Annotated in this window: 16 protein-coding genes; 7 read left to right on the top strand and 9 right to left on the bottom strand. The window is 67.3% G+C overall.

Translation table 11 applies throughout. The annotated features are described in order from the left end of the window. Positions 1 to 68 precede the first annotated feature (68 nt). Positions 69 to 1,715, bottom strand: a complete 1,647-nt coding sequence (locus tag R1Z03_RS12710; protein ID WP_317351321.1) for a methyl-accepting chemotaxis protein — start codon at positions 1,713 to 1,715, stop codon at positions 69 to 71. A 127-nt stretch (positions 1,716 to 1,842) separates the two neighbouring features. After that, positions 1,843 to 2,346 carry a MarR family winged helix-turn-helix transcriptional regulator gene (locus R1Z03_RS12705; protein ID WP_284430677.1) on the bottom strand — a complete coding sequence of 168 codons (504 nt, stop codon included), beginning with the start codon at positions 2,344 to 2,346 and terminating at the stop codon, positions 1,843 to 1,845. 140 nt (positions 2,347 to 2,486) lie between these two features. On the opposite strand from R1Z03_RS12705, the gene recA reads away from it, so the two are divergent. Together recA and recX are read left to right on the top strand one after the other, a co-directional pair. Then, the gene (recA, locus tag R1Z03_RS12700) at positions 2,487 to 3,578 is read left to right on the top strand and encodes a recombinase RecA (RefSeq protein ID WP_284400760.1); all 1,092 of its coding nucleotides are present in this window, start codon (positions 2,487 to 2,489) and stop codon (positions 3,576 to 3,578) included. Between the two features lie 77 nt (positions 3,579 to 3,655). After that, positions 3,656 to 4,120: a recombination regulator RecX gene (gene recX / locus R1Z03_RS12695; RefSeq protein WP_317351316.1), complete on the top strand. Its 465-nt coding sequence runs from the start codon at positions 3,656 to 3,658 to the stop codon at positions 4,118 to 4,120. Positions 4,121 to 4,171: 51 nt separating this feature from the next. Here recX and R1Z03_RS12690 read toward each other — a convergent pair whose 3' ends face one another. The 6 genes from R1Z03_RS12690 to R1Z03_RS12665 all read right to left on the bottom strand — a co-directional run bounded on the left by R1Z03_RS12690 (position 4,172) and on the right by R1Z03_RS12665 (position 13,825). After that, positions 4,172 to 6,499, bottom strand: coding sequence for a DUF1631 family protein (locus R1Z03_RS12690; protein ID WP_317351313.1), 2,328 nt, complete (start codon positions 6,497 to 6,499; stop codon positions 4,172 to 4,174). Positions 6,500 to 6,535: 36 nt separating this feature from the next. Then, positions 6,536 to 7,489 (bottom strand): protein translocase subunit SecF, encoded by a 954-nt coding sequence (gene secF, locus R1Z03_RS12685; protein WP_272566599.1) that lies wholly within the window; start codon positions 7,487 to 7,489, stop codon positions 6,536 to 6,538. Positions 7,490 to 7,501: 12 nt separating this feature from the next. After that, positions 7,502 to 9,394, bottom strand: a complete 1,893-nt coding sequence (secD, locus tag R1Z03_RS12680; RefSeq protein ID WP_272566597.1) for a protein translocase subunit SecD — start codon at positions 9,392 to 9,394, stop codon at positions 7,502 to 7,504. An 83-nt stretch (positions 9,395 to 9,477) separates the two neighbouring features. Then, positions 9,478 to 9,813 carry a preprotein translocase subunit YajC gene (gene yajC / locus R1Z03_RS12675; RefSeq protein ID WP_284400752.1) on the bottom strand — a complete coding sequence of 112 codons (336 nt, stop codon included), beginning with the start codon at positions 9,811 to 9,813 and terminating at the stop codon, positions 9,478 to 9,480. A 284-nt stretch (positions 9,814 to 10,097) separates the two neighbouring features. After that, positions 10,098 to 13,670: an indolepyruvate ferredoxin oxidoreductase family protein gene (locus R1Z03_RS12670; protein WP_317351308.1), complete on the bottom strand. Its 3,573-nt coding sequence runs from the start codon at positions 13,668 to 13,670 to the stop codon at positions 10,098 to 10,100. Further along, positions 13,667 to 13,825 carry a hypothetical protein gene (locus R1Z03_RS12665; RefSeq protein ID WP_284406471.1) on the bottom strand — a complete coding sequence of 53 codons (159 nt, stop codon included), beginning with the start codon at positions 13,823 to 13,825 and terminating at the stop codon, positions 13,667 to 13,669. The genes R1Z03_RS12670 and R1Z03_RS12665 overlap by 4 nt, the downstream gene beginning before the upstream one ends. Positions 13,826 to 14,007: 182 nt before the next feature. Between R1Z03_RS12665 and R1Z03_RS12660 the strand changes: the two genes are divergently transcribed. From R1Z03_RS12660 to R1Z03_RS12645, 4 genes are all read left to right on the top strand, one after another. Then, entirely contained in the window at positions 14,008 to 14,508 is a 501-nt protein-coding gene (locus R1Z03_RS12660) for an Lrp/AsnC family transcriptional regulator (RefSeq protein WP_284409690.1), read from the top strand. Between the two features lie 137 nt (positions 14,509 to 14,645). Beyond that, on the top strand, positions 14,646 to 16,367 hold the full coding sequence (locus R1Z03_RS12655; RefSeq protein WP_317351300.1) for an MFS transporter: 1,722 nt from the start codon (positions 14,646 to 14,648) through the stop codon (positions 16,365 to 16,367). Positions 16,368 to 16,499: 132 nt separating this feature from the next. Next, complete coding sequence (locus tag R1Z03_RS12650) at positions 16,500 to 17,882, top strand: hypothetical protein (RefSeq protein WP_317351297.1); 1,383 nt, start codon at positions 16,500 to 16,502, stop codon at positions 17,880 to 17,882. Between the two features lie 248 nt (positions 17,883 to 18,130). Continuing rightward, positions 18,131 to 19,294, top strand: a complete 1,164-nt coding sequence (locus R1Z03_RS12645) for a hypothetical protein (RefSeq protein ID WP_317351294.1) — start codon at positions 18,131 to 18,133, stop codon at positions 19,292 to 19,294. 30 nt (positions 19,295 to 19,324) lie between these two features. Here the strand turns inward: R1Z03_RS12645 and R1Z03_RS12640 are convergent, their stop codons facing one another. Further along, positions 19,325 to 20,560, bottom strand: a complete 1,236-nt coding sequence (locus tag R1Z03_RS12640) for a hypothetical protein (RefSeq protein ID WP_317351291.1) — start codon at positions 20,558 to 20,560, stop codon at positions 19,325 to 19,327. Positions 20,561 to 21,136: 576 nt separating this feature from the next. On the opposite strand from R1Z03_RS12640, the gene R1Z03_RS12635 reads away from it, so the two are divergent. Then, entirely contained in the window at positions 21,137 to 22,132 is a 996-nt protein-coding gene (locus R1Z03_RS12635) for a hypothetical protein (RefSeq protein WP_317351289.1), read from the top strand. Positions 22,133 to 22,138: the final 6 nt, after the last annotated feature.

Raw genomic sequence — 22,138 nt, 5'->3', positions numbered from 1 at the left:
GTTCCGCCAGGCGGCGGGGGGAGCGCGTGGGGGAAATCCCGCGCCGCGCCCTCCCCGCTCAGGTGGTGCTATGCCGGCAGGGGCAGCGTGCGGCCGTGGGCGGCGAGGCGCCCGGCCGGCTGCGGCACGGGCCGCGCGCGGGCCGCGGCCGAAGACGCGCCCGCCGTATGCGCCCCGTCGATCTTGAAGACCGACACCGCATCGACCAGCTGCTCGGCCTGCGACTTCAGGCTCGATGCCGCCGCCGCGCTTTCCTCGACCAGCGCGGCGTTCTGCTGCGTGACCTGGTCCATCTGCGCCACGGCCTCGCCCACCTGGCCGATGCCTTCGCTCTGCTCACGCGTGGCGATGCTCATCTCCGCCACGATGGTGGCCACCCGCTGGATGGACTGCACCACTTCCTTCATCGTGTCGCCCGCACGGTTGGCCTGCGCCGAGCCCTCGCCGACGCGCTCCACGCTCGTGGCGATCAGGCCCTTGATCTCCTTGGCCGCATCGGCGCTGCGCTGGGCCAGCGTGCGCACCTCGGAGGCCACGACTGCAAAGCCGCGGCCCTGTTCGCCGGCGCGGGCGGCTTCCACCGCCGCATTGAGCGCCAGGATGTTGGTCTGGAACGCGATGCCGTCCACCACGCCGATGATGTCGGCGATGCGCTGGGAGGCGGCGTCGATGCTCTTCATCGTCTCCACCATCACCTCCACCGCGTCGCCGCTGCGCTGCGCCACCGTGGACGCATCCGCCGCCAGCTGGCTGGCCTTCTGGGCGCCGTCGGCGTTCTGGCGCACGGTGGAGCTCAACTCCTCCATGGACGCGGCGGTTTCTTCCAGGGCCGAGGCCTGCTGTTCGGTGCGGGCCGACAGGTCCTGGTTGCCCTGCTCGATCTGCGAGCTGGCCGCGGCCACGCCTTCGGCGCTGCCATGGACGGCACCGACCACGCTCGCCAGGCTGGCGCGCATGTCGCTCAGGGCCTGCATCAGCTGTGCGGACTCGTCCTTGCCGTGCACGGCGATGTCCATCGTCAGGTCGCCGGCGGCCACGCCCCGCGCCACTTCGACGGCCGAGGCCAGCGGCCGCGTGATGTGCCGCGTGATCCACCAGGCCAGCACCGAGGCGATCGCCACCGCAGCGATCAGCAGGGCCAGCAGCGTGGTCTGCGCACGGTGGAACGTGGCCACCGCATCGTCGTGCGCGGCGTCGCCGCCTCGGCGGTTCACGCGGGCCAGCTCGCCCAGCGTGGACGCCATGGCATCGAAGCCCTTTTCCGAATCGGTGAAGAAGATCCGCAGCGTTTCATCGTGCGCCTGCAGTGGCTGGTCCAGCATGCGGCGCTGCACCGCGAGGTACTGGTCGCGCTGGGCCTGGTAGGCCTCGTAGCCCTTGCGCTCTTCCCCCGGATTGACCAGCGGCGCATATACGGCCTCGGCCTCCGCCAGTTGCTGGCGTCGCACCTTGAGCTCTTCCTTGAGCTTGTTCAGGTTGCTCTGGTCGGTCGGCAGGAAGGCCTCGCTCTCGGTGCGCCGCAGGCGGTTGGCGGCGATGCGCACGTTGCCGATGGCCTCGATGCTGGGCAGCCAGTTCGTGGCCAGGTCTTCGGCGCTGGCGTTGATGCGCAGCATCTGGCCCCAGGCCATCCAGGCCAGGGCGACGGTGATCAGCGTGGTAACGCTGAAGGCGAGCGCCAGTTTGGCGCCAATGCGGAGGTTGTGCAGGTTCATGATAAGTACCATCTATTGCGTTTGGTATCTCGATTAACTTTTAGATACCTTAGAAGAGGCTTAAATCGGAATCCGCAGCGCAAAAAATGGCAAAAATGCGATGTCATTTGTATCATTTTTGCAGTTTTCAACCTGACAGACCGTCGCCTTCCGCATACGCTTCCAGTCCGATCGCCACCACCGTGGCGACCTCGTCGCCCACCTCCATGCGGAATTCCGCTTCCGCCTGCGCCACCGCGTCGCGGAACGCCTGCAGCCACGCCAAGCCCGCGGCAGTGAAGCAGACGCGGCGCGCCCGGGCATCGCGCGGGTCGGGTTCCCGCACCACCAGGCCCCAGGCGACGCACTGGTCCACCAGATCGGCCATCGACTGCTTCGTCATGCCGGCCCGCTGCGCCAGATCGGTCAGCCGGTCGCCATCCAGCGAAAGGTGGCGCGTGATGTGGACGTGCGCCGCACTCACCTGATCGCGCGCGGCGAGGTTGGAAAGCGCCAGCGGCACTTCCACGTTGTGGGCCATGAGTTCGAGCACCCGCGCATCGAACCGGCGCATGGCATGCCCGAGCAGGCGGCCCAGGTGGGTCTGGCGCCAGCCATCGTCGAGGGGGGGAGAAGGTGGGGTTTCGGCCATGGCACATTGTCAGGGAAACTGACTTAAAACACCGTTTACGCGCCGAGACGGCTCGCATAAACTACTGTTCAAGCATCCAGCCTGTGACTACCCACAGCCGGACAGACACACCCCAACCCATTGTTTTTCAAGGACTTTCCATGGACTTCGCCGTCAAGGGGACCCACCCCGCCCAGCCCGTCAACACCGAAAAGGCCAAGGCCCTACAGGCCGCGCTGGCCCAGATCGAAAAGCAGTTCGGCAAGGGCACGATCATGCGCCTGGGCGAAGGCGAGGTGATCGAGGACATCCAGGTCGTCTCCACCGGCTCGCTGGGCCTGGATATCGCGCTGGGCGTGGGCGGCCTGCCCCGCGGCCGAGTGGTCGAGATCTACGGCCCGGAATCGTCCGGCAAGACGACGCTCACGCTGCAGGTGATCGCCGAGATGCAAAAGCAGGGCGGCCAGTGCGCCTTCGTCGATGCCGAGCACGCGCTCGACGTGCAATACGCCCAGAAGCTCGGCGTGCAGCTGTCCGATCTGCTGATCAGCCAGCCCGACACCGGCGAGCAGGCCCTGGAGATCGTGGACAGCCTCGTGCGTTCGGGCGCCGTGGACCTGATCGTGATCGACTCGGTCGCCGCGCTCACCCCCAAGGCCGAAATCGAAGGCGAAATGGGCGATGCGCTGCCCGGCCTGCAGGCCCGCCTGATGAGCCAGGCGCTGCGCAAGCTCACCGCCACCATCAAGAAGACCAACTGCATGGTCATCTTCATCAACCAGATCCGCATGAAGATCGGCGTGATGTTCGGCAGCCCCGAAACCACCACGGGCGGCAACGCGCTCAAGTTCTACGCCTCGGTGCGTTTGGACATCCGCCGCACCGGCACGATCAAGAAGGGCGACGAGGCCGTGGGCAACGAGACCAAGGTCAAGGTCGTGAAGAACAAGGTCAGCCCGCCGTTCAAAACGGCCGAGTTCGACATCCTGTTCGGCGAGGGCATCAGCCGCGAGGGCGAGATCATCGACATGGGCGTGAACGCGAAGATCATCGAAAAGAGCGGCGCCTGGTACGCCTACAACGGCGAGAAGATCGGCCAGGGCCGCGACAACTCGCGGGAGTTCCTGCGCGAGAACGCCGACCTCGCCCGCGAGATCGAGAACAAGGTGCGCGAGAGCCTGGGCATCGCCCTGCTGCCCGCCAGCCTGGAAGCCCCCGCCGCCGCCCCGGCCAAGGAAGCGGCCGAGAAGTAAGCCTTGGCCGATTGCAGGCCATGCCCGGCTCCAGCGCTTGATTGACAGGCGCTGGACGCTTCTACTGTCATAGCACCATGGGATTTGCGACGCTTTCGCTCAAGGGCCGGGCGCTGCGCCTGCTGGCACAGCGCGAACACTCCCGCGCCGAACTGGCCACCAAGCTGGCCCGCCACGTGCAGGAAGGCGACGACCTGAACGCCGTGCTCGACGACCTGCAGGCCAAGGATTTCATCAGCGCGCAGCGCGTGGCCGATTCGGTGGTGAACCGCCGCGCCGCCCGCCTGGGCACGCAGCGCCTGGTGCAGGAGCTGCGTGGCAAGGGACTGGACGACGCCCTGGTGCGCGCCACCGCGGAGCGCCTACGCGCCACCGAGCTGGAGCGCGCACAGGCCGTGTGGCGCCAGCGCTTCGGCACCCCGGGCGAGACGCCGCAGGAGCGCGCGCGCCAGATGCGCTTCATGGCCGCACGGGGCTTTGCCGGCGACATCGTGCGCCGCGTGGTGCGGGGCGACGGCAGCGGGGACGACGACGGCGATTGATGGCGCTGATTCCGGGCCCGCGCCGATCCTGGGCCCGCGAGGCCGGCTGGCTCAGTCCAGCAACCGTTCCGGGTTGGCGTCGATCTTGGCCAGCGCGTCGCGCGTGGCCCGCATCGTGAGCGCTTCCTCTTCCTGCGCCACCAGCAGGCCGGACTGCAGGTAGGCGCCCAGGCGCTTGAGCTGCAGCAGGTAGCTGCTGCCATCGGGCGCGGCGAACAGGTGCAGCTGCTTGCGCTGGCTTTGCCACACGTACTGCACCTGCGCCGACGCGCCGTTGTGGTCCAGCGTGAACCAGGCCCCGGGCTGCAGCTCCTGCGCCCAGGCCACCATGCCCGGCTCCACGGGCGCGCCGTTGTCGGCGATCACGTGGATGGACGAGGCATCGATGCCCAGCATCAGCTCGATGTTGTCGGCGTTGAGCGGCATTTCGCCCAGCGTCGCATCGCTGATGTAGTCCTCCAGATTGGCCAGGCGACGCGCCATGGCATCGATGTGCGCCTGCGGGATGGACGCCGTCTTGGACAGGAAGGCATCGGCCAGCGTGTCGGTCAGCACCTTCACCTGCGCATCCTGCTCCGGCCCGTTCACGCCGAGCAGCGCCAGGCCCTGGCGCAGGTGCTGCAGCAGCGGCGGCAGGCTCTGGATGACCTTGGCGCGGTCCGCCCGGTGGGGCTTGGCGCTGGCGGCCCAGACCAGATCGGCCGCCGTGCGCTTGAGTGCCACGGTGTCCGGGTGCTGCGCGCCGTCGCGCACCGCCGACATGGCCAGCACCTCGGCCCAGGTCTTGAAGAGAAAATCGCGGATCTCCTCGCGCACCGGCATGTCCCGCAGCATGGTGCGCAGCTCGATCGTGTACTGGATGGCCAGCGTCTCGCGCTGCTCGACCTGCTGCGCCACGCTGACGAGCTTGGAGGTGGCCTGCTTGGCGGTGAGGAACTTGGCCAGGAATTTCTCGAATTCGTCATAGACGAGCTGGAAGACGCGCTGCCCGGTTTCGGGGTACTGCTCGATCACCTGCACCACGCGTCGGATCTCGCCTTCCAGCGCGCTGCCGTTGATGGCGGTGGCGTCGAACCCCATCACCACGCCGCCCAGGCGGTCGATCAGGCGGCGTGCCGGGTGGGCGACGTCGCTGAAGAATTCGGGCTCGGCCAGCGCCACGCGCAGCACCGGCACCTGCAGCCGCGCGAACCACACGCGCACGGCCGGCGGAATGCGGTCTTCGCTCAGGATGCTCTGGAACATCAGCGCCACCACCTCGATGATGGCTTTTTCGCCGGGGGTGGAGGCCTTGGCCTTCAGTTCGGTCGAGCGCTCGCGCACCGCGCCCACCAGTTGCACCACGGCGGCCGGGCTGTAGTCCTCGACCAGCGTGGCCACGCCGCTGTAGTACGTCTGTGCCTGCGCCCGGTGGGCCGACAGGGCCTGCGCCAGCGCGGCGGAGGCCGGTGGTGCGTTCACCATGTCAAAGCCCGTGGCAGGCTGTACCAGCAGGCGGCGCAACTGGCCCATCACGCCCTGCGCACGCTGGCGCGCGCGTGCCAGCGGCGTCATGAACGCCTGCATGCCGGCACCGAAGGCCGTTCCCTGCGCGCCCATGCGCCCTGGCGGCACGCCGCCCTGGGACGGCATGCCGTGCATGCTCGCCTGGGCGGATTCCCGGGCGAAGGCCTGGGCCGATTGCTGCAGGGCCTGCGACGCCAGGCCCGCGGGGGAGGACGAGCCCCCCGCCGTGCGGCGCACCTTGGAGCGCAGGTCGTTGTCGGGCTTCACGCCCTGCTCGGTGCAGAACGCGTTGACGGACTGGTACTGGCGCAAGACCAGGTCGCCCAGCTGGCGCTGCAGGGGATCGATGGCGGTCTGCAGGTCGCCCCGCTCCATCCCCGCCTCGACCCACTGGTCGACGAACAGCAGGCAGACCGTTTCGGGGCGCAGGATGTCGCGGCCGTCCAGTTCCTGGCCTTCCAGGTGCTGAATGAACTGCCGCAGGGTGTCGAAGGCGTTGCCCGTGTGCTCCATCACCGTGAGCGCCATGCGCGAGGCGATGATCTGGTTCTCGACGACGTCGTCGCTGAGCAGCTCGAACCCGCCCCCGGCGGGCAGCGCCCCCCGGCTGGTGCTGACCAGCGGCAGCAGGGCCTCTGACAGGGCGCGGGCGCAGCCGCTGACCCAGGCCTGGTGGCGCTGCTGGTAGCGCATCCACAGGTCGCGGCGCGTCTGCATCTCGCGCTGCGTGGCCGTCAGGCCCATGAGCTGGGTCAGGAAATCCTGCAGTTCGTTGTCGAGGCCGGGCAGCCCCGCCACCAGGCCCTCCACGAACCGCTGCCGGGCCAGGCGGGCCAGGCGCCGGGGCGCGGTGGGAGGGCGGAGTTCTTCCATACGCCGTCGATTATGGGGCGCCCCGGGGCGTCGCGGTCAGACCGCTGCGCCGGCGTTCGGATCGTTCGGGTCGCCGTCCTTCTTGGGCGGCGCCTTCACCAGGTCTTCGCGCTTGACGCCCAGCCACATGGCGATGGCGGCCGCCACGAACACCGATGAATAGATGCCGAACAGAATCCCGATGGTCAGCGCCAGCGCGAAGTAGTGCAGGCTGGGGCCGCCGAAGAAGAACATCGACAGCACCACGGCCTCCGTGGAGGCATGGGTGATGATCGTGCGGCTCATGGTGCTGGTGATCGCGTGGTCGATGACCTCGTGCGTGCTCATCTTGCGGTACTTGCGGAAGGCCTCGCGGATCCGGTCGAAGATCACGACCGACTCGTTCACCGAGTAGCCCAGCACGGCCAGCACCCCCGCCAGCACCGCCAGCGAGAACTCCCACTGGAAGAACGCGAAGAAGCCCAGGATGATCACCACGTCGTGCAGGTTGGCGATCACCGCCGCCACGCCGAACTTCCACTCGAAGCGGAATGCCAGGTAGATCACGATGCCGATCACCACCATGCCCAGCGCCATGAGGCCGCCGTGCACCAGTTCCTCGCCCACCTGCGGGCCCACGAACTCGGTGCGGCGCAGCGTGACGTCGGGGTCGGCCGCCTTGAGGGCGCCCAGGACCTGCTCGCTTTGCTGCGCCGAGGTCACGCCCTTTTGCACCGGCAGGCGGATCATCACGTCGCGCGCGGTGCCGAAGTTCTGCACGGTCACGTCGGAATAGCCCAGCCCGGACACGGTGCTGCGGACCTTGCCGATGTCGGCGCTCTGGGTGTAGGCCACTTCCATGACCGTGCCGCCGGTGAACTCCACCGACAGGTGCAGGCCCCGCGTGATCAGGAAGAACACGGCCAGCGCGAAAGTGATGAAGGAGATCGCGTTGAGAACCAACGCGTACTTCATGAACGGGATGTCTTTTCGGATGCGGAAGAATTCCATGGTCCCTCTCCTTCAGTTGGACTTGACCACGGCGGACGTGGTGCTGTCGGGTTCGGGCTTCCACACCTGTCCGATGGACACGCTCTTGAGCTTCTTCTTGCGGCCATACCAGAGGTTGACCAGGCCGCGCGAGAAGAACACGGCCGAGAACATGCTGGTCAGGATGCCGATGCAGTGCACCACGGCGAAGCCGCGCACCGGGCCGGAGCCGAAGGCCAGCAGCGCGAGACCTGCGATCAGCGTGGTCACGTTCGAGTCGAGAATCGTCGCCCAGGCGCGCTCGTAGCCCGCGTGGATGGCCGCCTGCGGCGACACGCCGGCGCGCAGTTCCTCGCGGATGCGCTCGTTGATCAGCACGTTGGAGTCGATGGCCACGCCCAGCGCCAGCGCCATGGCGGCGATGCCGGGCAGGGTCAGGGTGGCCTGCAGCATCGACAGGATGGCCAGCAGCATCAGCACGTTCACCGACAGCGCGATGGACGAGATCACGCCGAACAGCGCGTAGTAGATGCACATGAAGACCGAGATCGCCACGAAGCCCCACACCACGCTGTGGATGCCGCGCTCGATGTTGTCGGCGCCCAGGCTCGGGCCGATGGTGTACTCCTCGATGATGTCCATGGGCGCGGCCAGCGAGCCGGCGCGCAGCAGCAGCGAGGTGTCGTTGGCCTCGGCCGTGGTCATGCGCCCGGAGATCTGCACCCGGCCGCCACTGATCTCGCTGCGGATCACGGGGGCCGTGACCACTTCGCCCTTGCCCTTTTCGAACAGGACGATGGCCATGCGCTTGCCCACGTTCTCGCGGGTGATGTCCTTGAAGATGCGGGCGCCCTTGGCGTCGAGCGTGAGGTTGACCGTGGGCTCCTGCGTCTGGCCGTCGAAGCCGGGCTGCGCGTCGGTGAGGTTCTCGCCCGTGAGGATGACCTGCTTCTTGACGATGATGGACTGGCCGTTGCGGTCCAGGTACTTTTCGTCGCCGAAGGGCACGGGGCCGGAGCCCAGCTCGGCCGAGCGCGCCTCGGCGCTTTCGTCGACCATGCGCACTTCCAGCGTGGCCGTGCGGCCCAGGATGTCCTTGGCCTTGGCGGTGTCCTGCACGCCGGGCAGCTGCACCACGATGCGGTCCAGGCCCTGCTGCTGGATCACGGGCTCGGCCACGCCGAGTTCGTTGATCCGGTTGTGCAGCGTGGTCATGTTCTGCTTGAGCGCCTGGTCCTGCACCTTGCGCAGCGCCTCGGGCTTGATGGTGGCGCGCACGCGCACGCCCTGGCCGTCGGGGCTGCTGGTGGCCACCAGGTCGGGGAACTGGTCGGTGATCACGTTGCGCGTGGCCGTGGCGGTCGCCTCGTCGCGCAGGCGGATGTCCACCGCCTGGCCGTCGCGGCTGATGCCGCCGTGGCGGATGTTCTTGTCGCGCAGCGTGGTGCGCAGGTCGCCGGCGAGCGATTCGGCCTTCTTGGTGAGGGCCGCCTGCATGTCCACCTGCAGCATGAAGTGCACGCCGCCGCGCAGGTCCAGCCCCAGGTACATGGGGCGCGCATGCAGCGCGCTGAGCCAGTCGGGGGAGCGCGAGACGAGGTTCAGCGCGACGATGTACGGCGGGTCGGCCGGATCGGGCACCAGGGCCTTCTGGATCGCGTCCTTGGCCTTGAGCTGGCTGTCAGGCGAGTCGAAGCGCGCGCGCACCGAATTGCCATCGAAGCTCACGGCATCGGGCACGACGCCCGCGGCCTTCAGGGCCTCTTCGACGCGGCGCTGCACGGCGGCATCGACCTTCAGCGTCGCCTTGGCCGACGACACCTGCACGGCAGGGGCCTCGCCAAAGAAATTGGGCAGGGTGTACAGGGCCCCCACCAGCAGCGCGATCACGAGGATCGCGTACTTCCAGACCGGGTAACGGTTCATGATCGCGCTCTTAACTCTCAGGTCGCGGCGCAGGCCCGCAGGGCCGGCCGCCAGATCGGAACGGCTCGCGCCATCGCTTGGACTTACTTGACCGTGCCCTTGGGCAGGACCTGCGCCACGGCGCTGCGCTGGATCTGCACTTCCACGCCGGAGGCGATCTCGATGTGCAGGAAGCCTTCGGACAGGCGCGTGACCCGGCCGACGATGCCGCCGGCGGTGGCCACCTCATCGCCCTTGGCGATGGCCTCGATCATGTTGCGATGCTCTTTCTGGCGCTTCATCTGGGGGCGGATCATGACGAAGTACAGGACCACGAACATCAGCACCAGCGGGAGCATGCCCGTCAGGGAGGACATGATGTCGCTGCCACCGGCGGCGGCGGCAGGGGCGGTCTGGGCGAAAGCGGAAGAGATAAACACGGCAACAGGCTCCATTCAAATGGATGGTCGTTTCAGACACCCGCCCACGGCGCGACGCGGCGCCAGCCGGGAGGGCAACAGGCGATTGTATGCGGCGCCCCCTGGCAAAGCCCATGCCAAAACCCGCGTCCGCGGGGGTCTTGGCGTGGCAAGGCCGGCCCAAGGGCCGGCCTTCGATGGGGCATGAAAACACCGCTCAGCACAATAACCACTAGGGCATATTGCTATATTTTCAATAGCACACTATTTCCTCTCGCGTGCCGGGAAAAGGCGCTTTCGGCGCTTCAGGCCGTCTGGCGCAGCGCCTCCTGCGGGTGGCGCCACTGGTTCATCAGCACCGCCCACTTGGCGCGGGCGGCCTTCAGGTGGCGCTCCTTCACGTGGCCGTAGCCCCGGATGTCCTCGGGAATGCGGGCGATGTCGGCGGCCAGCGGCAGGTTGTCGGCGGTCAGGCCGGCCAGCAGCTCGTCGATGCAGGCGCGGTACTCGGCGATCAGGGCGCGCTCGGTGCGGCGCTCCTCGGTGCGGCCGAACGGATCGAGCGCCGTGCCGCGCAGGCCCTTGAGCCTGGCGAGCACGCCGAAGGCCTTGCGCATCCACGGGCCGAACGGCTGCTTGAGCAGTTCGCCCTTGTCGTTCTTCTTCGCGGTCAGCGGGGGCGCCAGGTGGTGCACGAGCTTGTAGTCGCCTTCGAACATGCCCTCGATCTTGGCGGTGAACGCCGCGTCGGTGTGCAGGCGCGCGACCTCGTACTCGTCCTTGTACGCCATGAGCTTGAACAGGTAGCGGGCCACGGCCTCGGACAGGCGCGTGCCCTTGCCGCCCGTGCGCGCCTCGGCGGCCTGCACCTTCTCCACGAAGGCCTTGTACTCGGCCGCATAGGCCGCGTTCTGGTAGCCGGTGAGGAACTGCTCGCGCTTGGCCACCACTTCCGCCAGGCCCGGCTTCTTGACGAACTGGATCACCTGCGCGGCCTTGAACAGGGCCTGCACGGCGGCCAGGTCGTGCGCGCAGCGGCGGCCCCATTCGAAGGCGGCCTTGTTGTTGTCCACCTGCACGCCGTTCAACTCCATGGCGCGCATGAGCGCGGCATGCGACAGCGGCACGCGGCCCTTTTGCCAGGTGTAGCCCAGCATCAGGGGGTTGGTGTAGATGCTGTCGCCCAGCATCTGCATGGCGACTTCCTCGGCATCGAAGCTGGCCAGCAGGTCCTCGCCCACGGCGGAGGCGATGGCCGTGTCGCAATCGGTGCCCGGAAACTGCCAGTCGGGGTTGTGCACGAACGACGCGGTGGGCGAGCCGTGGGTGTTGAGCGCCACGAAGGTGCGGCCCGGCTGCATCGCGGCCATGGTGGTCTTGTGCGAGGCGACGATGGAGTCGCAGCCGATGATGAGGTCGGCCTTGGCCGTGTCCACCTTCGTGGTGTAGATGGCGTCCGGCCGGTTGGCGATCTGGATGTGGCTCCAGGTCGCACCGCCCTTTTGCGCCAGGCCCGCCGCGTCCTGCGTGATGACGCCCTTGCCTTCCAGGTGCGCCGCCATGCCCAGCAGCGAGCCGATGGTGATCACGCCCGTGCCGCCCACGCCGGCCACGACGATGCCCCAGGCGCTCTCGGCCACGGGCAGCACCGGCTCGGGAATGGGGGGCAGCGCGGAGAGGTCGCCCTTCTTTTCCTTCTTGGGTTTTTTCAGCGTGCCGCCCTCGACGGTGACGAAGCTCGGGCAAAAGCCCTTCACGCACGAGTAGTCCTTGTTGCAGGTGCTCTGGTTGATGCGGCGCTTGCGGCCGAACTCGGTCTCCAGCGGCTCCACCGACAGGCAGTTCGATTGCACCGAGCAGTCGCCGCAGCCCTCGCACACCAGCTCGTTGATGACCACGGTCTTGTTGGGCGTGGCGAGGGTGCCGCGCTTCCTGCGGCGGCGCTTTTCGGTCGCGCAGGTCTGGTCGTAGATGATGGCCGTGCAGCCGGGGATCTCGCGGAACTCGCGCTGGATCCGGTCCAGCTCGTCGCGGTGGTGCACCGTCACGCCCTCGGCCAGCGCCACGCCGTCGTACTTGCCCGGCTCGTCGGTCACGATCACCAGCCGGGCGATGCCCTCGGCCTTCAGGCTGGCCATGATCTGCAGCACCGAGTGCCCCTCGGGCCGCTCGCCCACCTGCTGGCCGCCCGTCATGGCGACGGCGTCGTTGTAGAGCACCTTGTAGGTGATGTTGGTGCCCGCCGCGATGCTCTGGCGGATGGCCAGCAGCCCGCTGTGGAAGTAGGTGCCATCGCCCAGGTTGGCGAACACGTGCTTTTCCGTGGTGAAGGGCTGCTGGCCCACCCAGGTCACGCCCTCGCCGCCCATCTGCGTGAAGGTGGACGTGTTGCGGTCGGGCATCCAGTTGACCATGTAGTGGCAGCCGATGCCGGCCACCGCGCGCGAGCCTTCGGGCACGCGGGTGCTGGTGTTGTGCGGGCAGCCGCTGCAGAACCACGGCGTGCGGTCGCCCGTGTCCACCTTGGATTCGGCCAGGCCGCGCTCGCGCGCATCGATCACCGACAGGCGCGCGTCCATGCGGGCCACGATGTCGGCCGGCACGCCCAGCTTTTTGAGGCGCTTGGCGATGGCGCGCGCGATGATGGCGGGCGTGAGGTCGGCCTTGGGGCGCAGCAGCCAGTTCTGGCTCGGGTTGGGCATGCTCCACTCGCCACCGGAGTTGTCGCCCTCCACCTCGTCGAACTTGCCCAGCACGTTGGGGCGCACGTCGGCGCGCCAGTTGTAGAGCTCTTCCTTGATCTGGTATTCGATGACCTGGCGCTTTTCCTCCACCACCAGGATCTCCTGCAGCCCCTGGGCGAAGTCGCGGGTGATGGTGGCCTCCAGCGGCCACACCACGTTCACCTTGTGCAGCCGGATGCCCAGATGGCGGCAGACGTCGTCCTCCAGCCCCAGGTCGATGAGCGCCTGGCGCGTGTCGTTGTACGCCTTGCCGCTCGCGATGATGCCGAAGCGGTCCTGCGGGCCCTGGATCACGTTGTAGTTCAGCTTGTTGGCGCGGATGTACGCCAGCGCCGCATACCACTTGTAGTCCATGAGGCGCGCCTCCTGCTCCAGCGGCGCGTCAGGCCAGCGGATGTGCAGGCCGCCGGGCGGCATGGCGAAGTCCTCGGGCAGGACGATCTTCACCCGGTCCGGGTCCACCGAGATGCTGCTGGAGGACTCCACCACCTCTTGGATGGTCTTCATGCCCGACCACACGCCCGAAAAGCGGCTCATGGCGAAGGCGTGCAGGCCCATGTCCAGGATGTCCTGCACGCTGCTCGGGAAGAACACCGGCAGGCCGCAGGCCTTGAAGATGTGGTCGCTCTGGTGGGGCGCGGTGCTGCTCTTGCTGATGTGGTCGTCGCCCGCGATGGCGATCACGCCGCCGTGCCTGGAGGTGCCGGCCATGTTGGCGTGCTTGAACACGTCCGAGCACCGGTCCACGCCCGGGCCCTTGCCGTACCAGATGCCGAACACGCCGTCGTATTTCTTCGTCGTGGGGTACAGGTCGAGCTGCTGCGTGCCCCACACGGCGGTGGCGCCCAGCTCTTCGTTCACGCCGGGCTGGAACACGATGTGGTTCTTGGCCAGGTGCTTCTTGGCCGACCACAGCGCCTGGTCGTAGGTGCCCAGCGGGCTGCCGCGGTAGCCGCTGATGAAGCCCGCGGTGTTCAGGCCCGCGATCGCATCGCGCTGGCGCTGCAGCATGGGCAGGCGCACCAGGGCCTGCACGCCGCTCATGAAGGCACGGCCCTCCGGCAAGGCGTATTTGTCATCGAGCGTGACCGTTTCAATGGCGCGGCGGATGTGCTCGGGCAGGGGGGCGTTCATAGCACGGCTCCTTCGCCAGCACGCTCGATGCCCAATCCGCAGCGTGCGGCTGCGCCGCCCCCCACGTACTTGTGGCGCAACCCGCAGTGCGGGTTGTCATCCAGCATGACCGTTTCAATGGCGCGGCGAATGGGCTCGGGCAGGGGGGCGTTCATCGGGGGAATCTCCAGTGGGGTCGTTGGCCGTCGCCTCGTGAGCGCGGTTTCAGCGGGGTGCCCTGGGCTCGGACGCACCGCCTTGTCAGGGCAGTGTAGGCAGGACGGCCGGATATGTCCTTTCGTTTTCATGCCGTGTTTACCCTCGTTCTAGAAAGGATCTTTCGCAAAATAATCCAGGGATGAATACTTTGGACAAATTCGACCTGGCGATCCTCGGCGAGCTGCAGGCCGATGCCCGGCTGACCAATGCCGAGCTGGCCCAGCGGGTGGGCCTGTCGGCCGCGCCGTGCTGGCGCCGCGTGCGCGCTCTGGAGGAGTCGGGCTTCATCAAGGGCTACCACGCCGAGATCGACCGCCACAAGATCGGGCTGGGCGTGCTGGCCTTCGTGCGGCTGGACGCCGACCGCAGCACCGGGGGCCTCACGCGCGAGATGGAGGCCGCCATCGCCCAGATCCCCGAGGTGGTGGCCTGCCACTACATCAGCGGCACGGGAACGTTCGAGCTGCAGGTGGTGGCGCGCGACCTGGACAGCTTCTCGCACTTCGCCCGCAACGTGCTGCTGAACCTGCCGAACGTGAAGGACATGCACACCAGCTTCTCGCTGGGCGAGGTCAAGGCCAGCGGCGCCCTGCCGCTGGCGCACCTCGGCCCCACCGGCAATAAGCTACAAAAACAATAGCGCAACGCCCTAGTACCGATTGCGCTGGAGGCCTTTTCGGCTTCAAGCCCGTCGGCTCGCTTTTCCGCGCCGCCATCCGGGACGTCGGCGCCCCGCCCGGCACGCCCCGCCCGCACTGCGCACAATCGAGACCATCTATGCCCCCTTTGCCGCCCCACGAGAGCCCGCCCCGCCCCACCCCGTTCCCGCCCCTGGACGACAGCCCCCCGGCCACCGCCGCCGCAGGCCAGGCGCACACCGCCGAGGCCGCGGCCGCCGCGCAGCTGGACCAGGACGCCGCCCGGCGCGCCAGCCTCTCGCCGTTCGCGCCGCTGCAGGTGCCCGTGTTCCGCATGCTCTGGCTCACCTGGCTGGCCGCCAACACCTGCATGTGGATGAACGACGTGGCGGCCGCGTGGCTCATGACCACGCTCACCACCTCGCCTGTGCTGGTGGCGCTGGTACAGACGGCCTCCACCCTGCCCGTGTTCCTGCTGGGCCTGCCCAGCGGCGCGCTGGCCGACATCCTGGACCGGCGGCGCTACTTCATCGCCACGCAGTTCTGGGTGGCCGTGGTGGCGCTGGTGCTGTGCGTGGCCATCCTGATGGGCGGCATGACGGCGCCGCTGCTGCTCGCCCTGACCTTCGCCAACGGCATTGGCCTGGCGATGCGCTGGCCGGTGTTCGCCGCCATCGTGCCGGAGCTGGTCAGCCGCCAGCAGCTGCCGGCGGCCCTGGCGCTCAACGGCGTGGCCATGAACGCCTCGCGCATCATCGGCCCGCTGCTGGCCGGCGCCATCATCGCCAGCGTGGGCAGCGCCTGGGTGTTCGTGCTCAACGCGCTGCTGTCGGTGGTGGCGGGCTTTACCATCATGCGCTGGCGCCGCACGCACGTGCCCAGCCCGCTGGGGCGCGAGCGGCTCACGAGCGCCATGCGCGTGGGCGTGCAGTTCGTGCGCGAGTCGCCCCGCATGCGCGCCGTGCTGTGGCGCATCTCGGTTTTCTTTTTGCACGCCACCGCGCTGCTGGCGCTGCTGCCCCTGGTGGCCCGCGACCTGGAAGGCGGCGGCGCCGGCACCTTCACCCTGCTGCTGGCCTCCATGGGCGCCGGGGCCATCGCAGCGGCGCTGTTCCTGCCGCGCCTGCGCCAGGCCATGTCGCGCGATACGCTGGTGTCGCGCGGGGCGCTGCTGCAGGCCGCCTCCACGGCCGTGATCGCCATCGCGCCCAACGTGTATGTGGCCGTGCCCGCCATGGTGCTGGGCGGCATGGCGTGGATCACCACGGCCAACTCGCTCAGCGTGTCGGCCCAGCTCGCGCTGCCCAACTGGGTGCGTGCGCGCGGCATGTCGATCTACCAGATGGCCATCATGGGCGCCACCGCGGCGGGCGCGGCGCTGTGGGGCCAGGTGGCCTCGCTCACCACCGTCCACATGAGCCTGGCGCTGGCCGCGCTCACCGGCACCGCCGCCATGGCCCTGGTGCAGCGCTGGGTGGTGGACCGCACCATGGAGGAAGACCTGAGCCCCTCGACCGCCTTCAAGCTGCCGGTGGCACCCACCACGCCCGAACGCGGCCATGTGGTGGTCACCATCGAATACCACATCGACCCCGCGCGGGCGGCCGAATTCCGGGCGCTGATGCAGGAAAGCCGCCGCAGCCGCCTGCGCCAGGGCGCGCTCGACTGGCAGCTGCAGCACGACATCGCCGACCCCTCGCGCTATGTGGAGCGCATCGTGGACGAATCGTGGACCGAGCACCTGCGCCGCTTCGACCGCGTCACCGGCTCCGACGTGGCGCTGCGCGACCGCAAGCTGGCCTTCCACACGGGCGAGGCGCCGCCGGTGGTGTCGCGCTACCTGGTCGAGCTCGAGCGCTGACGCGGATCGGTTCGCACACCGTGAAAGGGCTTCGGCACGCAAGCCGTTGCCGACGCAAGCGCTCCCTATCCTCGGTCCACGCTGAAACGGTCGCCTCGGGCCTGCTCAGGTAGATCCATAAAGGAGTCGTCCATGAAGTCGAGCACACTGAGCCGTGCCGACCATCGCAGAACCACAGGCGGGCAGGAAAGCATGCGCGCACCCGGTGGCGCGCGGCGCGTTGTGTCTTCTTCCACGCATGCGCCTCAAGGCCTGGCAGGTGGGGGGCCACGCCTTTCAAACGCCGGGGCAGACATCCGCCCACGCAGCAGCAATCCATTGCCGATGCCGCCGGTTGCATCGCGATCCCCGGTGCTCGGCGCGATGACAGCCCGTGCGTCCCGCAACCCGATCGCGATCGAGGCCGACCCAAAAGCCTGGCTGAACGCCAATGCCACCGAAGCGAGCGCCGCAAGAAGACGCCTGCTTGACGGCGCGATCCCATTGCTCAAGCTTTTCCACATCGCGTCACCCCTGGCTGCGCAGCCTTACCAGCTTGACACGTACCTGACCGCCGACGGCCAGGCACAAAACGCCATTCTGGCTCCCGCCAAGGCGTTGATCCCGGGGCTCTTGCGCTCCGACAAGATCATCGAACTTTCACCCGGGCAACTGGACCGAGCCAACGCCCTGTCCACCACGCATCCTGGCATCGACACACAGATGCCGGACATGCAACCGCGATTGCATGTGATCTCGCCGGCCGTAGCGGCCAGCCTGGCATCGGCACGGGAAGTGATCGATCTCGTCAAAGCCCTTGTTCCCAGCGGAGCCGGCAATCAGGTCAAGGATTTGCTGGCAACGGCAGGGGAAAGCCATCTTCGCTCCCGCCTGTCGTTTAAATACCATCGCGGCGTCGCAGATCTTGCGCACTCCATCATCCAATTCCAGGGGGGCGACTGCGACGGCCATGCGAGCCTGGCCTTCCACCTGCTTGCACAGAATCCTGCGTTCAAGGATTACCAGATCGATATCGTCGAGGTCAGTCAAAACGTCGCGCACGTGTTCGCCGTGATTCGAGGAGATAGGCCCGAGGAGGACATCGTCGTGGACGCCTGGGCCCCCTTTGCATCGCCAACGTTCGTTCAAGACGCGCTTCCCATGCACCGGACCCTGCTGGACGCTGAGCGCGGAAAGATCAGGGTCTCCAAACCCGCTGGCACCGTTGCACCCGCAATGGACATCGAACAGGCGCTGAAACGGCACAGCCAATGGCAAAGTGCGATCGAAAAACACTCGTCGCTTTCCGAGGCGTTTCGGCTTCATGCCCACCATGAACCTGACGCTGCGATCACACAAGTTCTGATCGAAAAAGAGAATCTCTGGGATGTGCCTTTCAGCGGCAATCCCAACGTCCGGTATGAAGTCAGAGATCCCTCCGGGCGTGCGCTCACTGATTTTCCGATCCGGTTCGATATGCAGCGGGCACCGGCGGAACGGGAGTCCGGCAGTGAGACGCCAGCGCGAACGCGATGACCGCCGTTGCAAAGCTCCATTCAGTGGCTTTGATCCGCCAGACGAACTGCCAAGCAAAGATATCCATGAAGCCAAGCCCTCTCACCGGCGCCGATGGCCGAAGAACCCCGACGGCCCAAAAAGAGCCCCCAGCCGCTGCAACACGGCGCAGTGCACCGTCCGCCGGGCATGCACCCCAGGGCCTGGCAGCCCGGGTCTCACGCCTTTCAAATCCCGGCGCCGGCATCCGCCCGCGCAGCGACAGCGGAATGCCCATTTCCCCCACCCAATCGCCGTCGCGCGTGCCCGGCCCGGTGGAAACGGGCTCATCCGGCATCGCGCCACCGCCCGAGCCCGGTGCATGGCTCGACAGCAGTGCCTCCGAGGCAAAGGCCGCCAGAAGCCGCCTGCTCGACAGCGCAACCGGGCTGCAGCAGGTCCACGGCACGCTCCGATGTCCAGAAACGCCTTGCCCGCTCGATACCTACATCACCGGGGAGGGCCCGGCCCAGCACACCGTTGTGGTTCCCGCGAAGGAACTGCACCCCGGACTCTTGCGCGCCGATCGATTCATCGAGCTGTCATCGCAACGGCTGACACAAGCCAATGTGCTTTCCACAACGCACCCTGGCGTCACCCCCCTGATGCCCGACATGGAGCCCCGATTGCGCGTGATATCACCCGCAGCGGCCACCCATCTGGCATTGGCTCGGGAGGCGATCGATCTGGTCAAGGCGCTTCTTCCCGCAGGCGCGGGCAATCAGATCAAGGACATCGCTGCCACAGGGGCAGAAAGCTGCTTTCGCTCAACGATGGCATATCGGGGGAAGGGCGATCCCGCAACCTGCGCGAGCGCCGCCATCAAGTACCAGGCCGGCAACTGCAATGCCCAGGCAAGCCTGGCTTTTCAGCTTCTTTCACAGAACCCGGATCTCCAGAACTCAAGGATCGACATGGTTCACGATGGTGCCGGTGGGGGACACGATCACGTATTCGCCGTGATCCGCGGTCAGACGCCCGAGCAGGACATCGTGGTCGACCCCTGGGCCCCCTTCGCCACGCCGACATTCGTCGTCGACGCACTTCCCATGCACCGGGACCTGCTCAACGCAGGGCAGGAGGGCATCAGGCATACGAAGCCCGCCGGCACCGTTTCACCACCAACGCTGGATATCGATGAAGCACTGAGGGAACAAGGAACGGTCGAAGAAAATCCGCCGCTCTCCGAGCAGTACCTTCATGCGATGGGCTTTGATCGCGAATTGGGGCTCGCCATTTATCTGGGCCATGGCAAAAGCCTCTGGGATGTGCCGTTCAGCGGCAACCCCAACGTCCGCTACGAGGTCCAGGATGAATCCGGCCAACAGCTGACTGATTTTCCGCTGCGATTCGACATGCAGCGCACCGGACTGCGCCAACCGCTGGAGCGCTGAGGACGCAACGCTCGCGCGCCCTCCAGGCGCTCACCGCCGCGAGGGCCGCAGGCCGAACCATCCGCCCTCGGCGTCGTAGAGCAGGTCGAACTGCTTCAACAGGTAGCGCCCGGTGTTCATGAAGGCGGGGCGGCCCACGAAGTTGAAGCGGCCCGGCGCGTTCACGAACACGGACTGGGGCGCGTCCGCATCCCCCACTCGGAAATCGTACTGCGCCACGGGCGCCTGCGCGTCGGGGAACATCACCTGCACCCGCGTGCCGTTTTTCAAGCCCGTCACCGGCCGGCCCCGGCGGGTGGGATCGGCGATCTGCGCCGTGGGCAGGGCCGACGGGTCGGCGGCCGTGAGGTACATCTGCGCGATGCCGGTGTCCACCAGCACGGGACCGGTTTCGGGCGCGCCGCCGTCCACCGAGACGGCCACGGTGGCCTGCTGCCAGTCACGGGGATCGCTGGAGGCCGGTTGGCCACTCGCGAGCAGGCTGCCGGGTTGCAGCTTCATGAACCGAAAGCCCTTGGCCTGGTCGGGCGTGAGGCCTACGTAAATCGCGTGCTTGGTCACGATGTAGCCCCCGTGCACCGCGCCCCGGGCGACGGGGCTGCCGTCGATCTCGGCGATGTTGATCAGCGGATTCTTGTCGGGCGTGCCCTGCGGCTGGCCATCGTGCTCGCGCCCGAAGCCCACGCCCATGTAGGCGATGCCGCCCGGGCTTTCCGTGGTGTCCGTGGGATTTTCGCAGTCGGGCCGGTTGGCCTTCTCGTCCCAGCGCGGGCAGATGATTTCCTTTTCGACCGCGAGCACGGGCACCCGGGCAATCACTTCGTTCCAGCCGCTGTTGAGCACGACGTCGCGCACCACCCAGTGGCCGATCAACAGCTGCCGGCTGCTGGAGCGGTATTCCCAGCCTTCGTTGGCCTGGCGCGCTTCCTCGTTGCGCGAATAGCCAGGCAGATCGACCGCGGAAATCACCACGCCGGTGGAGCCCGTGTCCAGGGTGACGATGAAGGGCCGGGGGGGCGCGAGCACGCCGGTGTCCGTCGGCATGCGGACTTCGAACCGCAGCCGCGGCGCATCCGTCATGGGGGAAGACCAGCCCTCTCCCGGCGGGGAATGCAGGCGAATGAAGCGCGATTCGGTGCCCGGGCGCAGCGAGGGGCCGGCGGTGGCCGCTGCGGTGGCGGGCAACGGCGTCGTCTGCGCGGGTACGGCACCGCAGGCGAGCAGCGCGGCGGCGCAGGCGATCGCTGCGCGAAGCGGAATGGGCATGGGATCTCCTTGCCTGGCGAGAGTTTTGATGGGAAGAGCAGGCTACACGATCCTTCGGGCCGTGCCGCACCCCGCAGGCCACTGCAAGCCCGGGCGAATCGGTTCGCACGCCCTTGCAATGCTTCGGTGGGCACCGCTTCGCGTTCTGGCGCCCGCTTTATCCTGGCCTCACTGGCAAACTGCCGCCTGACGGTGGGTGGCAGGATCGCCAAGGGAAGAGATCCATGAAGCTCAACCACCTTTCCCACGCCAAGAGCCCCCGAGGCGCGACTGCGCAGGAAGAGGCCCCACCCAAGACGTCGCAGCGCGGCGCGTCGTCCAGCGGGAATGCACCCCACGCCCTGGCAGGCGGGAGCCCGCGCCATCCCAGTTCCGGTGGCGGCATCCGGCCCCGCAGCGACAACCTACCGTCCAGGCCGCCTTCGTCGTCGCACTCCTCCATGCTCGGCACCATGCGGGGATTCATGGGGTGGGGTTCATCCAGCAAAGTGCCAGAGCCTGAGCCCAGAACATGGCTCGACAGCCATCTCCGAGGCGAAAGCCGCCAGGAGACGGCTGCTTGACAGCGCGACCCCGTTGCTCAAGCAAGTCGATAACGCGTCGCCTCTTTCATCAGAACCTCATCGGCTCGATACCTACATCACGTTCGATGATGCCCAGAACACCGTCCTGGTTCCAGCAAAGGAACTGCTCCCGGGACTGTTGCGCTCCGACCAATTCATTGAGCTGTCACCAGACCAGTTGAGCCAAGCCAATGCGCTGTCCACGACGCATCCTGGCGTCAAAACGCAGATGCCCGATATGAAGCACCAACTGCGGTCGATATCGCCTGAAACTGCCGCGCACCTGGCCGCAGCACGGGAGGCCATCGACCTGGTCAAAGCGCTGATGCCCGACGGTGCCGGCAACCAGATCAAAGACATCGCGGCCACTGCTGGAGACAGCGTCCTGCGGTCGACCCTCTCGCATTCCAATACCAAAAATCCCACCATCCGTGCGACCAACGCCATTCAATATCAAAGTGGCAACTGTGATGAACACGCCGGTCTGACCTATCAACTGCTTTCGCAGAATCCCGCCCTCAAGAACGCCAGAATCGACATCGTGGATGGGAGGCCGAAGGGAAATCACGTGTTCGTCGTGATCCGGGGGCAGAAATCCGAGCAGGATATCGTCGTGGACCCATGGGCGACCTTTGCCTCACCCACCCTCGTGCGGGACGCACTTCCCATGCACCGCAAGTTGCTGGGTGCGTCAGGTGGTGGCGTCGCCCACACCAAGCCTGCGGGCACGCAGGCCGCAGCGCTGGACATCGAGGCACTGCGGCAACAAGCCCTGATCGACAATCGATTGCCGATCGTGGAGCAGTTCAAAGCCCAGAGGCTCCGCGCTCCCGATGATGTCATCAGGGACGGTGTTAAGTACGCTGGCGACCGCTGGGATGTGCCATTCAGCGGCAATCCCAACGTCCGTTACGAGGTCCGGGATGCATCGGGCCACCAACTGACCGACTTTCCGCTGCGATTCGACATGCAGCGTGCCGCCACTGGCACCGGTCCGCGCCAGGCTTGAACCCGG

It is taken from the genome of Acidovorax sp. BLS4, assembly GCF_032929295.1.
Lineage (GTDB): Bacteria > Pseudomonadota > Gammaproteobacteria > Burkholderiales > Burkholderiaceae_C > Paracidovorax.
The sequence above is the reverse complement of the archived record's forward strand: the minus strand, read 5'-3'. Positions and strand labels throughout refer to the sequence as shown.

Bases quoted from the DNA above. Each gene is read 5' to 3' on its own strand.
- R1Z03_RS12705 (WP_284430677.1), bottom strand. From the start codon at position 2,346: ATGGCCGAAACCCCACCTTCTCCCCCCCTCGACGATGGCTGGCGCCAG.
- R1Z03_RS12670 (WP_317351308.1), bottom strand. From the start codon at position 13,670: ATGAACGCCCCCCTGCCCGAGCACATCCGCCGCGCCATTGAAACGGTC.
- recA (WP_284400760.1), top strand. From the start codon at position 2,487: ATGGACTTCGCCGTCAAGGGGACCCACCCCGCCCAGCCCGTCAACACC.
- R1Z03_RS12660 (WP_284409690.1), top strand. From the start codon at position 14,008: ATGAATACTTTGGACAAATTCGACCTGGCGATCCTCGGCGAGCTGCAG.
- secF (WP_272566599.1), bottom strand. From the start codon at position 7,489: ATGGAATTCTTCCGCATCCGAAAAGACATCCCGTTCATGAAGTACGCG.
- R1Z03_RS12690 (WP_317351313.1), bottom strand. From the start codon at position 6,499: ATGGAAGAACTCCGCCCTCCCACCGCGCCCCGGCGCCTGGCCCGCCTG.
- R1Z03_RS12665 (WP_284406471.1), bottom strand. From the start codon at position 13,825: ATGAACGCCCCCCTGCCCGAGCCCATTCGCCGCGCCATTGAAACGGTC.
- R1Z03_RS12645 (WP_317351294.1), top strand. From the start codon at position 18,131: ATGCCCATTTCCCCCACCCAATCGCCGTCGCGCGTGCCCGGCCCGGTG.
- R1Z03_RS12640 (WP_317351291.1), bottom strand. From the start codon at position 20,560: ATGCCCATTCCGCTTCGCGCAGCGATCGCCTGCGCCGCCGCGCTGCTC.
- recX (WP_317351316.1), top strand. From the start codon at position 3,656: ATGGGATTTGCGACGCTTTCGCTCAAGGGCCGGGCGCTGCGCCTGCTG.
- secD (WP_272566597.1), bottom strand. From the start codon at position 9,394: ATGAACCGTTACCCGGTCTGGAAGTACGCGATCCTCGTGATCGCGCTG.
- R1Z03_RS12650 (WP_317351297.1), top strand. From the start codon at position 16,500: ATGAAGTCGAGCACACTGAGCCGTGCCGACCATCGCAGAACCACAGGC.
- R1Z03_RS12655 (WP_317351300.1), top strand. From the start codon at position 14,646: ATGCCCCCTTTGCCGCCCCACGAGAGCCCGCCCCGCCCCACCCCGTTC.
- R1Z03_RS12710 (WP_317351321.1), bottom strand. From the start codon at position 1,715: ATGAACCTGCACAACCTCCGCATTGGCGCCAAACTGGCGCTCGCCTTC.